Raw genomic sequence first — 14,946 nt, 5'->3', positions numbered from 1 at the left:
CCCGCTGATGCGGCCCACGGACGCGAACTAGCGATAGGAAATCCCCCATGATCAGAAAAGCGACCCGCGCGGCGGCGGCGCTCGCAGCCGCGGCGCTGCTGCTCACCGCCTGTTCCGGAGGCGGCCAGGAAGCCGCCGGAGGCGACGGCTCGGGCGGCACGCCCCAGACCGGCGGCACCGTCCACATGCTCCAGAACGCCGACTTCTCCTACCTCGACCCGGCGCGGGGCTGGGACGGCGGCGTCAACGCCTTCTACCGCCTCATCTACCGCGGCCTCACCATGCAGGCCGCCGGCGACGCCGAAGACCCGAACGCCGTCGTCCCCGACATGGCCGAAGGCCTCGGCACGCCCTCGCCAGACGGACTCACCTGGACCTACACCCTCAAAGAGGGCCTGAAGTTCGACAACGGCGACCCCATCACCTCCACCGAGCTCGAGTTCGGCATCTCCCGCGCCTGGGACCCCGAGATCGGCATCGGCTCGCCCTGGCTCAAGAACACGGTCGAGGCCCCCGCGGACTACAAGGGGCCCTACCAGACCGGCGACCACCCGGGCATCGAGACGCCCGACGCGCAGACCATCGTCTTCCACCTCAAGGCCCCGTTCCCCGAGTTCGACAACGTCGTCTCCCAGGTGAACGCCGTGCCCTTCCCCGTCGGCACCGGCGCGGGCGACGAGTTCATCAAGGACGTCATCGCCTCCGGCCCTTACACGCTCGACTCGTACACCCCCGGCAGCTCCATCAAGCTGGTGCGCAACGAGCACTGGGACGCGGCCACCGACGAGGTGCGCAAGGCCTACCCGGACGCGTGGGAGTTCGAGATCGGCCTCGAAGGCGCCACCATCGACGAGCGCCTCCTCGCCGGCCAGGGCACCGACGTGAACGCCATCGCTGGCAAGATCCAGCCGGCCACCCTGGCGCGCATCCAGTCCCCGGAACTCCAGGAGCGCGCGATCAGCGCCGAGGCCTACTGCGTCACCTACATGGGCATGGACACCACCCAGGCCCCGTTCGACAAGGTCGAGGTGCGCCAGGCGATGAACTACGCCGTCGACCGCACTTCGCTCCAGACGGCCTCAGGCGGCAACCAGCTCGCCCTCCCGGCCACCACGATCATCCCCAACGCGGTGAACGGTCACAAGGACTTCGACCTCTACCCGAGCGAAGGCGACAGCGGCGACCCGGCGAAGGCCCAGGAGCTGCTCGAGTCGGTCGGCCTCGGCGACGGCTTCTCGTTCACCCTCGACATCCGCTCCAACCCGATCATGCAGGCGCAGGCCGAGTCCATCCAGCAGGCCCTCGCGAAGATCAATGTGGACGTGCAGCTCAACGTCATCGACACCTCCACCTTCTACGAGACCATCGGCACGCCCTCGCAGATGCACGACGCCGCGATCACCGGCTGGTGCCCCGACTGGGCCTCCAGCTCCAGCACCATGGTCCCGCCGCTGGTCGACGGCCGCGTCATCACCGAGAAGGGCAACACCAACATCGCGCAGATCAACGACCCGGGCATCAACGCCCGCATCGACGAGATCCGCGCGATGACCGACCTCGACGCCGCGAACGTCGAGTGGGGCGAGTTCGACGAGGAGGTCATGGCGCTGGCCCCGCTGGTGCCGCTGCTGCAGGAGCCGAGCGTGTTCCTGCCGGGCGAGAACATCGCCGGGTACATCCCGAACACGAGCATGACCGACCTGACGATCATCGGCCTGAGCGATCCGTCGGCGGGCTGATCACCGATGTCCTTTACTCCGACCGAGCTCGAAGTCGAAGGCGCGGCGGGCGGCGGGACGGTGCCTGGCGCACCGGCCTCGCCGCCCGCCGGGCGGGGCGCGCCGGACCGGCCCGCGACCGAGTGGCGGGGCGTCTCCCGCGCCTTCCTCCGCGACCGCGCGGCCGTTGCCTGCGGCGTCTACATCGTCCTGATCATCCTGATGGCGGTCGCGGCCCCGCTGCTGGTGAAGATCAGCGGCTACGGCCCCCTGGAGTTCGACCAGGACGCGGTCGACCCGAACCTGGGCGGCATCCCGCTCGGGGCGGCGGGCGGCATGGGCGCCGACCACTGGTTCGGGGTCGAGCCGGGCAACGGGCGCGACATCTTCGCCCGGATCGTCTACGGCGCCAGGGTCTCGATGCTCATCGCGATCTCGGCGACCCTGCTCACGACGTTCCTCGGCGTGGTCTTCGGGCTCGTCGCCGGGTACTTCGGCGGGCGGGTCGACATGGTCGTCTCCCGCGTCATGGAGTTCCTCATGGCGTTCCCGGCGCTCATCTTCATGATCGCCGTCCTCTCGGCGCTGCCCGCCGAGAACCGCCAGTTCCTGCTGGTGCTGGTGATCTCGTTCTTCGGCTGGCCGTACCTCGCGCGCATCGTGCGCGGGCAGACCATGTCGCTCAAGGAGCGGGAGTTCGTGGAGGCCGCGAAGGCCTCGGGCGCCACGAGCGCGCAGATCATCTTCAAGGAGATCCTGCCGAACCTCGCCTCCACGATCATCGTCATGACCACCCTCGCCGTGCCCGGCTACGTGGGCACCGAGGCGGGGCTGTCGTTCCTCGGCGTCGGGGTCGTCCCGCCGACGCCCTCGTGGGGCCAGATGATCGCGAGCTCGGTGCCCTGGTACGCCGTCGATCCCGCCTACTTCCTCATCCCGGGGGCCTTCCTGTTCCTCCTCGTGCTCTCGTTCACCGTGCTCGGCGACCGCATCCGCAGACTCCTAGGGGAGGGGGCCGCATGATCCGCTTCGTCGCCAACCGGCTCCTCGGCATGCTCGTCGTGCTGTTCCTGGTGTGCCTGTTCACCTTCGTGATCTTCTTCGTCCTCTCGCCCGACCCGGCGGTGCAGATCTGCGGCAAGAACTGCACGCCCGAGGCGATCGACCAGATCCGCGCCAACCTCGGCATCGACCAGCCGTTCTGGACCCAGTTCTGGACGTTCCTCACCGGCCTCTTCGCCGGCCGCACCTACGGCACGGGTCCGAACGCGATCGACTGCGCCGCACCGTGCCTCGGCTACTCGTTCCAGTCGAGCCAGGCCGTGACGGACATGATCGTGCAGCGGCTCCCCGTCTCCGCCACCGTCGCCGTCGGGGCCGCCGTGCTCTGGCTGCTCGCCGGTGTCGCCGGAGGCCTGCTCAGCGCCGTGCGCGAAGGGAGGTTCGCGGACCGCTTCATCGCCGGGCTGACCCTCACGGGCATGTCCATCCCGAACTACGTGCTGGCGCTCTCGCTCCAGTTCCTGCTCGTGGTCACCCTCGGGTGGCTGCCGTTCCCGCAGGCGGTGGCGTTCTCGGACGACCCGGTGCGGTGGTTCCAGAACTTCCTCATGCCCTGGATCGTGCTCGCCGTGGGCATGGCGGCCGTCTACACCAGACTCACCCGCGCGAACGTGATCGAGACCCTGCAGGAGAACTACGTGCGCACCGCCCGTGCCAAAGGGCTCAGCCCCGGCCTGGTGTGGCGGCGGCACGCGCTGCGGCCGGCGCTCACGCCGATCGTCACGATCTTCGGCATGGACTTCGCCGGGCTCCTCGGCGGGGCCCTCATCACCGAGACCGTGTTCGGGCTCAACGGCATCGGCAAGATGGCCGCCGACTCGATCACGAAGAACGACCAGCCGGTCATCATGGGCGTCACCCTGCTCGCGGCCTTCCTGGTCGTCGTCGGCAACATGGTGGTCGACCTCCTGTACACGGCCATCGACCCGCGAGTGCGAGTGGGGAGCTCGGCATGACGGACACGCTGCTGCAGGTACGGGGGCTCACCGTCGGCTTCCCGAATGCCAACGGCCCCAACACGGTCGTGAACTCGCTCGACTTCGACCTGGCGCGCGGCGGCGCGCTCGGCATCGTCGGCGAGTCCGGCTCCGGCAAGTCCATGACGAGCCTCGCGATCATGGGCCTGCTGCCCAAGGGCGCCGAACGCACCGGCTCCATCGCGTTCGACGGCACCGAGCTGACCGCCCTGCCCGAGCGCGCGATGCGTTCCTACCGGGGCGACCGGATCGCGATGATCTTCCAGGACCCGCTCTCGTCCCTCAACCCGTACTACACGGTGGGCACCCAGATCATGGAGGCGTACCGGTCGCACCGCACCGGCGTGACCCGCCGCCAGGCCCGCGCCGTCGCCATCGAGGCGATGGAACGCGTCCACATCGGCGACGCCGCCAGGCGGGTCGACCACTACCCGCACCAGTTCTCCGGCGGCATGCGCCAGCGCGTCATGATCGCCATGACCCTCAGCATGGAGCCCGAGCTCATCATCGCCGACGAGCCCACCACGGCCCTCGACGTGACGGTGCAGGCCCAGATCCTCGACCTCCTGGCCGAGATCCGGGCCGACACCGGGGCCGGGCTCGTCCTCATCACCCACGACCTCGCGGTCGTCAGCGAGGTCACCGACCACATCGTCGTCATGCGCGACGGCGACCTCGTCGAGCAGGGCCCGGCCGAGCGGATCTTCACCGACCCGCAGGCGCCCTACACGCGCATGCTCCTCGACGCGGTGCCCCGCATCGACGACGAGATCGGGCTGCTACGCACCATGCACACCGAGGAGGGCCGATGACCGCCGGCGACAGCATTCCGCGCCAGCCCGGGCCGCCCGAACCCGCGCCCCTGCTGCGCGCCGAGAACCTCGTCAAGGAGTTCACCGTCTCCGGCGGCGGCCTCCTCGGCCGCGCGGGCCGGTTCCGCGCCGTGGACGACGTCTCGCTCGAAGTGCGCAAGGGCGAGACCCTCGCGCTCGTGGGCGAGTCGGGCTCCGGCAAGTCCACCACCGCCCGCCTGATCGCGCGGCTCATCGACGCCACGAGCGGCACGATCGAGTTCGACGGCCGGGAGGTCCACGCGCTCACCGGAAAGGCTTTGCACGCGTTCCGCAGCGAAGTGCAGATGGTGTTCCAGGACCCGTACTCGTCGCTGAACCCGAAGCACACCGTCGAGCGGATCGTCACCGCCCCGCTCGCCTACCAGCGCCGCCCGATCCCCGGCGGCGCCCGGGCCTTCGCCGCCGCGCTCCTGGAGCGCGTCGGCCTCAACCCCGACCACGCCGCGCGCTACCCCGCCCAGTTCTCGGGCGGGCAGGCGCAGCGCATCGGGATCGCCCGCGCGCTCGCCGTCTCGCCCAAGCTCATCATCGCGGACGAAGCGGTCTCGGCCCTCGACGTGTCCGTGCAGGCGCAGGTCATCAACCTGCTGCGCCGCCTCCAGGACGAAGAGGGGTTCAGCTACCTGTTCATCGCCCACGACCTCGCCGTGGTCCGCCAGATCGCCACCCGCGTGGCCGTGATGAACGGCGGGCGCATCGTCGAGACCGGCGACCGCGACACCGTGTTCGGCTCGCCGCAGGACCCGTACACGCGCAAACTCCTCGCCGCCGTCCCGCGCATCAGACCGGAATGGGACGCTGCCCGGAGGCGGAACGAGCAGGCCCGCCGCGAACGAGAGGAAGCCGAACTGTGAAGGACCCCAAGGCGGAGTACGCGCTGCCCGGCATCTGGACGCGCGAGCGGCACGTCCCAGTCCCGCTCGACTGGCGGCATCCCGAAGCCGGTGCGATCGAGGTCTTCGTGCGCGAACTCGCCGACCCCGACAAGCGCGGCGACGACCTCCCGCTCCTCACCTACCTCCAGGGCGGACCCGGCGGCGCGAACCCGCGCCCGCTCGAGCCCGGCGGCTGGATCAAGGAGGCGCTCAAGCACTACCGGATCGTCCTGGTCGACCAGCGCGGCACCGGCCGCAGCACCCCGCTCGACGCCGAGATCCTCGCCGCAATGGACGCCGAGGCGGGCGCCGACCACCTCGCGCACTTCCGCGCCGACTCGATAGTGCGCGACCTCGAGCACGTCCGCACCACCGTCTACAACGGACGGAAGTGGGCGACGCTCGCGCAGAGCTACGGCGGCTGGCTCACCCTCGCCTACCTCTCCCACGCCCCCGAGGCGCTGGCCGCCGCGTACGTGTGCGGCGGCATCCCCGGCAATCCGATGAGCGCCGAGGAGGTCTACCGCCGCACCTTCGACCGCGTCGCGTCCAAGACCGCCGAGTACTACCGCCGCTACCCGCAGGACGTCCAAGCGGTCGCCGCGATCGCCGACCGCCTCGCGGCCGAACCGGTCCTGCTCCCCGACGGGGACGTGCTCACGGTGCGCCGCTTCCAGTCCCTCGGCATCGACTTCGGCATGAAACCCGGCTTCGAACGCATGCACTGGCTCGTCGAGGACGCCTTCATCAGGGGCGACCGCCTCTCCGAGGGCTTCCTCGCCGGCGCCCTCGCCCGCACCTCCTCCGCCGCCAACCCGCTCTTCTGGACCCTCCAGGAGTCCATCTACGGCGACGGCCCCAACGGCCCCACCGCCTGGGCCGCCCAGCGCGAGCGCGACCGCCGCCCGGAGTTCGGCGAGGCGGTCCGCCCGCTCCCGTTCACCGGCGAGATGGCCTTCCCCTGGATGTTCGAAGAGGTCAGACTCCTGCGCGGCTTCGCCCCGGCCGTCCACGCCCTCGCCGCCCGCGAGGAATGGAGCCCGATCCTCGACCCCGAACGCCTGGCCGCCAACGAGGTCCCGCTCGCCGCCGCCGTCTACTTCGACGACATGTTCGTCGACTCCGGACTGCAACTCGACACCCTGCGCGGGCTCGGCGGCGCCCAGGCGTGGGTCACCAACGAATACGAGCACGACGGCATCGGCGCCGAGCGGGTCTTCGCCCGCCTCCGCGAACTGGTGCGCGACCGAGGAGGAGAACGGCGATGACCGACGCCAGGCCGCCCTACGCGGGCACCCGCTACCCCAGGATCAAGGACATCAAGGGGTTCACCGACTTCATCGCCACCGGCTGGAGCGGCGAACCCGTCCCCGCGAACCCGGTCCCAGGCGCCGCGCAGGCCGCCGCCGACCACCGCCGCCGCCTCAGCGAGCGGCTGCCCGGCGCCACCGTCGTCGTCGCCTCCGGCTCCGCGCCCACCCGCAACGACGACAACACGTACCTCTTCCGGCCCGACAGCGACTTCGTGTGGCTCACCGGCTGCCAGGCCGAGGACGCCGTCCTCGTCATGACCCCCCGCCCCGGCGGCCACGACGCCCGCCTCCACCTCCCGCCGCCGTTCCGCCCCGGCGAGACCGGCTTCTTCGGCGACGCGAACCACGGCGAACTCTGGGTCGGCGCCTCACCGGGCCTCCCCGAATGGGCCGACGCCCTCCAGATCGACGTCGCGCCTCTCGACCGCCTCGGCGACCAGGCCCTCAAGGGCGCCCTCACGATCCAGTCCGCGGACCCGGCCCTCGCCGCCGCGCACGACCTCGTGCCCTCCGCGCTCCTCGACCGCCACCTCTCGGTCCTCCGCATGGTCAAGGACGCCTGGGAGATCGAGCAGATGCGCCTCGCCGTCGACGCCACCACTGAGGGCTTCGCCGCCGTCGCCCGCGAGATCCCGCGCGCCATCGGCGAAGGCCTCGGCGAGCGCTGGCTCCAAGGGACCTTCGACCGCCACGCCCGCACCCACGGCAACGGCACCGGCTACACCACCATCGTCGGCTCCGGCCCCCACGCGCCCGTCCTCCACTGGGTCCGCTGCGACGGCCCCGTCCTCCCCGACGCCGCACTCCTGCTCGACATGGGCGTCGAGGCCAAGAGCCTCTACACCGCCGACGTCACCCGCACCCTCCCCGCGAGCGGCACCTTCAGCCCGCAGCAGCGCACGGTCCACGACCTCGTCGAACGGGCCCACCGCGCCGGCATGGCCCAAGTCCGGCCCGGCACGAAATACCTCGACTTCCACTTCGCCGCCATGGAGGTCGTCGCCCAAGGCCTCCACGACTGGGGCCTCCTCCCCGTCTCCGTCGACGAGGCCCTCTCCCCGCGCGGCCAGCAGCACCGCCGCTACCTCGCCTGCGGCATCGGCCACCACCTCGGCCTCGACACCCACGACTGCGGCCACGCCGAGTACGAGGAGTACATGGGCGCCGACCTCGAACCCGGCGTCGTCATGACCGTCGAACCCGGCCTCTACTTCCACGCCAACGACCTCACGGTCCCGCCCGAACTGCGCGGCATCGGCGTCCGCCTCGAAGACGACCTCCTCGTCACCGAGGACGGCGCCGAAGTCCTCTCCGACGCCCTGCCGATCGACACGGCCGGCGTCGAAGCCTGGACCCAGGCCCGCCTCAAGGAGGCCGCATGACCCCGCGCCTGCGGCCCTTCCCGCTCGGCGCGGTCCGCATCGACGACGCGAGCCCCTTCGCCCGCGCCCGCGACGCCATGCTCCACCTCGCCCGCGCCTACCCCGTGGACCGCCTGCTCGCCGTCTTCCGCCGCAACGCCGGCCTCGACACGCGCGGCGCCACCCCGCCGGGCAACTGGGAGGACTTCGGTCACCCCGCAGAGCAGCCCTGGAGCGAACACGACTACCCCGGCCGCGAGCACGCCCCCACCGCCAACCTCCTGCGCGGCCACTACGCCGGGCACTTCCTCTCCATGCTCGCCCACGCCGCGGCGGGGGAGCGCGACCCCGCCCTCCAGGCCAAAGTGGACGAGTTCGTGGCGGGCCTCGGCGAGGTCCAGGCCGCGCTGGCGGCCACGGGCCGCTACTCGCACCCGGGATTCCTTGCGGCCTACGGCGAATGGCAGTTCTCCCGCCTCGAGGACTTCGCCCCGTACGGCGAGATCTGGGCGCCCTACTACACCTGCCACAAGCTCATGGCCGGCCTGCTCGACGCCCACGAGCTGACCGGCAGCACCGAGGCGCTCCCGATCGCCACCGCGATGGGCCACTGGGTCCACCAGCGCCTCTCCCGGCTGGACCCCGAACACCGCCAGCGCATGTGGTCGCTGTACATCGCGGGGGAGTTCGGCGGCATGAACGAGACCCTGGCCCGACTCAGCAAAGCGGCGGGCGACCCGCTGCTTTTGGAGACGGCCGCGTTCTTCGGCCAGGAGACCGTGCTCGAGGCGGGTGCGAGCGGCACCGACGTCCTCACGGACATGCACGCCAACCAGCACCTGCCGCAGCTCATCGGCTACGTCGATCAGTTCGAGCTCACCGGCGAGGCCCGCTACCTCGCAGCGGCGCAGGGCATCTGGGCCCAGGTCGTGCCCGGTCGCATGTACGCCCACGGCGGCACCGGCGAGAGCGAGCTGTGGGGCCCGCCGGGCACCGTGGCCGGGGACGTGGGCCACCGCAACGCCGAGACCTGCGCCGCCTACAACCTGCTGAAACTCGCGCGAAGGCTGTTCGCGCACACCCTCGATCCGGCCTATATGGACTACTACGAGCGCACGGTCCTCAACCACGTCCTCGGCTCGCGCCGCGCCGTCCGATCGGACACCAGCCCCGAGGTCACGTACATGTTCCCGGTGCACCCGGGCGCGTACCGGGAGTACGGCAACACGGGCACCTGCTGCGGCGGCACCGGCCTGGAGAACCACGTCAAGTACCAGGACACCGTCTTCCTCCGGGGCGACTACGGCCTCTATGTGAACCTGCCGATCGACGCCGAACTGGACTGGGAGGAGGCCGGGCTCCACGTCAGGCTCCGCTCGGGCTTCCCGCTGGGCGAAGGGATCACGCTCGCCTTCGACGGATCGTCGACGCGGGAGCGCACGATCCACCTGCGCGTTCCATCATGGGCAACAGGCGATCTCGAGCTGCGCCTCAACGGCGGACCCACGGGCGTTAACCCGGTGCCGGGCCAGTACGCGTCCCTCACCCGGGCCTGGAAATCGGGCGACGAACTGCACCTCACCACCCCGGTCAGGCTCCGCGCCGAACCCGCGATCGACGACGAGCGCCAGTGCGCGATCTTCCTCGGCCCGACCCTGCTCCTCGCCCGCTCCGAACTGACGACCTCGCTCCCGTTCCCGCTCGCGGGCCGCTCGGACGCCGGAGCGCTCATCACGGACGCGACCGGGACCGAACTCCTCGCCGAGCTCGCGGCGAACGGGACGGTGGTGCTCGACGGCGTCGAGTTCGAGCCCTGCTGGTCGGGTCTGGACACGAGGTACCACATGTACGTGCGCAGCCGCGACGCCGAGATCGCCTTCGGCGGCGCGGTGGCCGGCATGCCCGCCGTGGCCGTCGAGATCCTCGAGGAACCGGCCCCTTCAGGCTGGTACACGACCGCGCCCACGATCCGCCTCCACGCCCTCGCCGCCGACACGACCGACCCGGACGACCTGCGCCTCGAATGGCGGCTCAACGACGGCGACTGGCGGCCGTACACCGATCCCGTGAAGATCGAAACCGAAGGCGTGCAGCGCATCGAAGCCCGCGCCACCGACGCCCGCGGACTTGAGGCGACCACCGGCCGGGAACTCAGTGTCGACACGGCCCCGCCGCGCTCGCGGGCCGTCGTCAAAGAGCTCGGTTCGAGCTGGGAGATCACCCTCCACGCCGAGGACGGGGTCTCCGGCGTCGAGCGCATCCAGTGGGAGGGGCCCGGCACGTTCTGGGGGACCTTCCAAGAGGCGTTCGTGCGCGCGATCGGGCCCGAACCGCAGGTCATCGAGTACGCCGCGACCGACCGCGCGGGCAACGAGGAGCCGCGCCGCCGCCTGGTGATCCCCGGGAAGGGCGACCCGCGGTGAGCGACCGGCGCCTGGAGCCCGGTGAGAGCCTGCGCGTGCGCGTGGGCCGGATGCTCTCGCTCGCGATCATCTCCGGCGAGCTCGCCCCCGGCACGCTGCTCACCGTCCCGCGCGTGGCCGGGCAGTTCGCGGTCTCGGCCACCCCGGTCCGCGAGGCGATGCTCGACCTCGAGAAGCGCGGCTTCGTGGAGACCGTGCGCAACAAGGGGTTCCGGGTCACCGCCGTGAGCGACGAGCTCCTCCAGGACCTCGTGGAGATCCGGCTGCTCCTCGAACCGCCCGCGATGGCCCGGGTCGCCGGGGCCTTCCCGGCCGAGCGCCTGGCGGACTTCCGGGCCCAGGCCGACGCGATCGTCGCCGGGGCCGGCGCGGGCGACCTCCCCGCGTACCTCCTCGCCGACCAGCGCTTGCACCTCGAACTCACCGCGCTGCTCGGCAACCACGTGCTCGTGGAGACCATCGCGGACCTGCGCGAGCGCACCCGCCTGGTCGGGCTCGTCTCGATGGTCGAGTCGAGCCGCCTGCGTACCTCGGCCGACGAGCACCACCGGCTCCTCGACCACCTCGCCGCGGGCGACGCGGACGCCGCCGAAGCCCTGATGCGCCAGCACATCCGCCACGCGATCGGCTGGTGGGCGGGCAGGGCCGAGGAGCCGCGCCCCCGCTCCTGAAGATCTCGGCGACTTCCTGTCACAAAACCGGGTGCTGTGCTGTCCTAGCTCGTACCGGGGCGGCGGACCGCCCCGCCGAACAGGAGGAAAGCCATGAAGATCGCTGTCATCGGCGGCACCGGACGCATCGGATCGCAGGTCGTCGACATCTTGAACGGCCGCGGGCACGAGGCGGTGCCGCACTCGCCGTCCACCGGGCTCGACGTGCTGAGCGGCCAGGGCATGCCGGAGGCGATGGAGGGCGCTGACGTCGTGGTCAACCTGACGAACTCGCCGACCTTCGACGAGGCGTCGTTCGCGTTCTTCCAGCAGAGCATGGACACCATGCTCCAGGCGGCGGACGCCGCCGGGGTCGGCCACGCGGTGATCCTCTCGATCGTGGGCGTGGACCTGGTGCCGGAGCTCGACTACTACCGCGCCAAGACGCTCCAGGAGGACCTGCTCAAGGCCGGGCCGGTGCCTTACACGATCGTGCGGTCCACGCAGTTCTTCGAGTTCGTGGATGCGGTGATGTCCTGGACCTCGGACGACAGCACGGTGCGCCTGCCCGCGACGCCCGTCCAGCCGATCGCGGCGGCGGACATCGCGGCGGCGGTCGCGGACGCCGCCGCGGGCGCGCCGCTGCAGGGCACGCGCGACGTGGCCGGACCGGAGGTGTTCGCGCTCGACGAGCTCGGCCGGATCACCCTCGAGGCCCGCGGCGACGCGCGCACCGTCGTCACCGACCCGACCGCCGGGATGTTCGCCGCGGTTCAGGGCGACGCCCTGGTTCCCAAGGGGGACGCCGTGATCGCGAAGACCTCGTACCGGGAGTGGCTGGCGCGCTAGCGGATCCGGGCCCGCGCCCGGCGCGGGCCCGCTTCAGCCCCGCTGCGGCAGGGCCGTCAGCTTCTCGGGGTTCACCATCCACAGGACCTGGTCGATGCCCTCGTCCGAGGCGCTGACGGTGATCACGCCGTACAGCTCCCCGTCGCGGCGCAGCACCGCGCCGGTCTGGCCGTTCAGGTCGACCAGTTCGATGTCGACGCCCGCCCAGAACCAGGCCGCGATGGCCTGGAGGAAGTTCGCGACCCGCGCCGCGCCCACGACCGGGCGCCGCGAGACCTGGTGCGCGCCATTGCCGTCGGAGAGGCTCGTGACGTCGGCGGCGAACAACTGCTCGAGCCCGGCCATGTCGCCCGACTCGGCGGCCGCGAGGAACGCGGCGAGCAGGGTGCGCTGCGCCTCGGGCCGCACCCGCTTGCGCCGGCCCTCGGCCATGCGCTTGCGGGCCCGGCTCACCAGTTGCCGCACGGCGGCCTCGCTCGCCTGCAGGATCTCGGCGATCTGCGCGTACGGGTAGTCGAAGGCCTCGCGCAGCACGTACGCGGCGCGCTCGCTGGGGGAGAGGCGCTCCATGAGCAGCAGCGCCGCGATCTCCAGGGCCTCGCCGCGCTCGGCGCCCAGGTAGGGGTCGGCCGCGGTGTCGACGGGTTCGGGCAGCCACGGCCCGATGTAGGTCTCGCGCCGCGCCCGGGCGGACTTGAGCGCGTTGACGGCGAGCCGCGTGGTCGTGGTCGCGAGGAACGCCGCGGGGTGCTCGACCCGGGTGCGGTCGTACGCCTGCCAGCGCAGCCAGACCTCCTGCACCAGGTCCTCGGCTTCGGCGGCGCTGCCGAGCATGCGGTAGGCGATGCCGAACAGGCGCGGCCGCACGCTGGTGAAGACCGCGGCGGCCTCGTCCAGGCCGGTCCCGTCCAGTGCGTCTCCCGAGACGCGTTCCGCACCGGTCGCCACGCGAAGCTCCTTCCGCTCGTCCGTTCCGGAGCGTACTCCGCGGCCCCGAAAGCGGGCTCCGCGAGAGCGGCACATTCATATACTTGACTACCTAAATTAAAGGCCGCTACGATCTCCGGGAGCGCTCCCGAAAGGACGTTGCGATATGCGAAGCAAACGAAGCAGGCGGCTGGCCCTCACCACCGCCGCGGTCGCGGCCCTCAGCGCGGGGGCGCTGTCGATCGCCACCGCGAACCAAGCCCAGGCCGAAGACGGCTGCGAGGTGGAGTACAAGGTCGTGAGCAGCTGGGGCGGCGGGTTCCAGGCGAACGTCTCGATCACCGCCGCCGAGCCCATCAACGGCTGGGACCTCACCTGGGACTTCCCGGCAGGCACCCAGGTCTCCAGCGCGTGGAACGTCGACTGGGACCAGAACGGCACGGCGTTCACCGGCGCCGACGTCGGCTGGAACGCCGCCATCGGCTCCGGCCAGACCCGCGAGGTCTTCGGTTTCATCGGGTCCGGCAGCACCGCCGCCCCGCAGTCGATCTCGGTCAACGGCGACCTGTGCGACGGCCAGGTCGACCCGACCGGCGGTCCCACCGACCCGACCGGGACGCCCACCGAGGAGCCGCCGGGCGGGGCCGTGAAGATCATGCCCCTCGGCGACTCGATCACCGGCAGCCCCGGCTGCTGGCGCGGCAACCTGTGGGACCTCCTCGACGAGGCCGGGCACGAGGTCGACTTCGTCGGCTCCCTCTCCCAGGCCTGCAACCCGGCCGGCTCCGACCCCGACCACGAGGGGCACGGCGGCTTCCAGGTCACTCAGTCCGTCGCGAACGGCAGCGTCCGCGGCTGGCTCGAGCAGAACACCCCCGATGTGCTGATGATGCACTTCGCGACCAACGACGTCTGGTCGAACCTCCCGCCCTCCCAGATCCTCGCCGCCTACACCCAGATCGTCGCGGACCTGCGCGAACTCAATCCTGACGCGGTCATCCTGGTCGCCCAGATCATCCCGCTCCAACCGGACGCGTCCTTCGGCTGCACCGACTGCCCGCAGCGCGCGATCAACTTCAACGCCGCGATCCCGGCCTGGGCCGCCGGGCTGACCACAGCCGAGTCCCCGATCGTCGTGGTCGACCAGTGGACCGGCTTCTACCCCGCCGTCGACACCTACGACGGCGTCCACCCCGACGAGGACGGCTACGTCAAACTCGCCGCCAACTGGTTCGAGGCCCTCGACCCGATCCTGTCCTGAGCAGTGGCCGCCGGGCGCCTGACACAGGCGCCCGGCGGCCCGGGTTCGGGCCAATATTCGGCATTCGACCTGGATAGGGGCTGTTTCGGGCTTACCGTGAGGGTATTTCCTTTACCTGAGGGGGGTCCGAGATGGACGGGGAATCCAAGGCTGCCTGGGCCGCCGGGGGCATGGTCTTCGCCGCGGTCAGCATGATCATGATGGGCGTCTGGCAGGCGATCGAGGGGATCTTCGGCATCGCCACCGACAACTTCTACGCCGAGGTCCAGGACTACGTGGTCAGCATCGACACGACCGCCTGGGGCTGGATCCACCTCATCCTCGGCGTGGTCACCGCGCTCGTGGGCTGCGCGCTCTTCGGCGGGGCCACCTGGGCCCGCGTCCTGGGCGTCGTGCTGGCGTGCCTGGTGCTCATCAACAACTTCCTGTACCTGCCGTACTACCCGTTCTGGTCGCTGCTGATCATCGCGCTCGCGATCTTCAGCATCTGGGCCATGACGGTGGCCCCGAAGCCCACGGGGCCCGACTACCGGTAAGGCGGTTCGCTGCGACGGGACGGCCGTTTCGGCCGTCCCGTTCGGCGTTCCTCGGAGGCGAGGGGGCGGCCCCGCCGGGGGGGGGGGGGGGCCGGGGGGCGGGCGGGGGGGGGGGGGGGCGGGGCGCCCCGGCGCGGGGC

Annotated in this window: 13 protein-coding genes; 12 read left to right on the top strand and 1 reads right to left on the bottom strand. The window is 71.3% G+C overall.

The window, feature by feature from the left end:
* Positions 1 to 47 precede the first annotated feature (47 nt).
* The 10 genes from O2L52_RS06785 to O2L52_RS06740 all read left to right on the top strand — a co-directional run bounded on the left by O2L52_RS06785 (position 48) and on the right by O2L52_RS06740 (position 12,082).
* Entirely contained in the window at positions 48 to 1,739 is a 1,692-nt protein-coding gene (locus O2L52_RS06785; RefSeq protein WP_270114594.1) for an ABC transporter substrate-binding protein, read from the top strand.
* 6 nt (positions 1,740 to 1,745) lie between these two features.
* Positions 1,746 to 2,741 (top strand): ABC transporter permease, encoded by a 996-nt coding sequence (locus O2L52_RS06780; RefSeq protein WP_270114593.1) that lies wholly within the window; start codon positions 1,746 to 1,748, stop codon positions 2,739 to 2,741.
* The gene (locus tag O2L52_RS06775) at positions 2,738 to 3,736 is read left to right on the top strand and encodes an ABC transporter permease (protein WP_270114592.1); all 999 of its coding nucleotides are present in this window, start codon (positions 2,738 to 2,740) and stop codon (positions 3,734 to 3,736) included. Before O2L52_RS06780 ends, O2L52_RS06775 begins: the two co-directional genes overlap by 4 nt.
* Entirely contained in the window at positions 3,733 to 4,569 is an 837-nt protein-coding gene (locus tag O2L52_RS06770) for an ABC transporter ATP-binding protein (RefSeq protein ID WP_270114591.1), read from the top strand. The genes O2L52_RS06775 and O2L52_RS06770 overlap by 4 nt, the downstream gene beginning before the upstream one ends.
* The gene (locus O2L52_RS06765; RefSeq protein WP_270114590.1) at positions 4,566 to 5,465 is read left to right on the top strand and encodes an ATP-binding cassette domain-containing protein; all 900 of its coding nucleotides are present in this window, start codon (positions 4,566 to 4,568) and stop codon (positions 5,463 to 5,465) included. The genes O2L52_RS06770 and O2L52_RS06765 overlap by 4 nt, the downstream gene beginning before the upstream one ends.
* Positions 5,462 to 6,754, top strand: coding sequence for an alpha/beta fold hydrolase (locus O2L52_RS06760; protein WP_270114589.1), 1,293 nt, complete (start codon positions 5,462 to 5,464; stop codon positions 6,752 to 6,754). The genes O2L52_RS06765 and O2L52_RS06760 overlap by 4 nt, the downstream gene beginning before the upstream one ends.
* A complete protein-coding gene (locus tag O2L52_RS06755; RefSeq protein ID WP_270114588.1) occupies positions 6,751 to 8,181 on the top strand; it encodes an aminopeptidase P family protein in 1,431 nt (476 codons plus the stop codon). Before O2L52_RS06760 ends, O2L52_RS06755 begins: the two co-directional genes overlap by 4 nt.
* The gene (locus O2L52_RS06750) at positions 8,178 to 10,583 is read left to right on the top strand and encodes a glycoside hydrolase family 127 protein (protein WP_270114587.1); all 2,406 of its coding nucleotides are present in this window, start codon (positions 8,178 to 8,180) and stop codon (positions 10,581 to 10,583) included. Before O2L52_RS06755 ends, O2L52_RS06750 begins: the two co-directional genes overlap by 4 nt.
* Complete coding sequence (locus O2L52_RS06745) at positions 10,580 to 11,254, top strand: GntR family transcriptional regulator (RefSeq protein WP_270114586.1); 675 nt, start codon at positions 10,580 to 10,582, stop codon at positions 11,252 to 11,254. The genes O2L52_RS06750 and O2L52_RS06745 overlap by 4 nt, the downstream gene beginning before the upstream one ends.
* 93 nt (positions 11,255 to 11,347) lie before the next feature.
* The gene (locus O2L52_RS06740) at positions 11,348 to 12,082 is read left to right on the top strand and encodes an SDR family oxidoreductase (protein WP_270114585.1); all 735 of its coding nucleotides are present in this window, start codon (positions 11,348 to 11,350) and stop codon (positions 12,080 to 12,082) included.
* Between the two features lie 33 nt (positions 12,083 to 12,115).
* On the opposite strand, the gene O2L52_RS06735 is transcribed toward O2L52_RS06740, so the two are convergent.
* Positions 12,116 to 13,030 carry an RNA polymerase sigma-70 factor gene (locus O2L52_RS06735; protein ID WP_270114584.1) on the bottom strand — a complete coding sequence of 305 codons (915 nt, stop codon included), beginning with the start codon at positions 13,028 to 13,030 and terminating at the stop codon, positions 12,116 to 12,118.
* A 145-nt stretch (positions 13,031 to 13,175) separates the two neighbouring features.
* Here O2L52_RS06735 and O2L52_RS06730 point away from each other — a divergent pair, with 145 nt between their 5' ends.
* Positions 13,176 to 14,270 (top strand): cellulose binding domain-containing protein, encoded by a 1,095-nt coding sequence (locus O2L52_RS06730; protein ID WP_270114583.1) that lies wholly within the window; start codon positions 13,176 to 13,178, stop codon positions 14,268 to 14,270.
* A 131-nt stretch (positions 14,271 to 14,401) separates the two neighbouring features.
* The gene (locus tag O2L52_RS06725; protein WP_270114582.1) at positions 14,402 to 14,806 is read left to right on the top strand and encodes a DUF7144 family membrane protein; all 405 of its coding nucleotides are present in this window, start codon (positions 14,402 to 14,404) and stop codon (positions 14,804 to 14,806) included.
* Positions 14,807 to 14,946: the final 140 nt, after the last annotated feature.

The sequence above is a fragment of the Glycomyces algeriensis genome, assembly GCF_027622855.1.
Lineage (GTDB): Bacteria > Actinomycetota > Actinomycetes > Mycobacteriales > Micromonosporaceae > Glycomyces > Glycomyces algeriensis.
The sequence above is the reverse complement of the archived record's forward strand: the minus strand, read 5'-3'. Positions and strand labels throughout refer to the sequence as shown.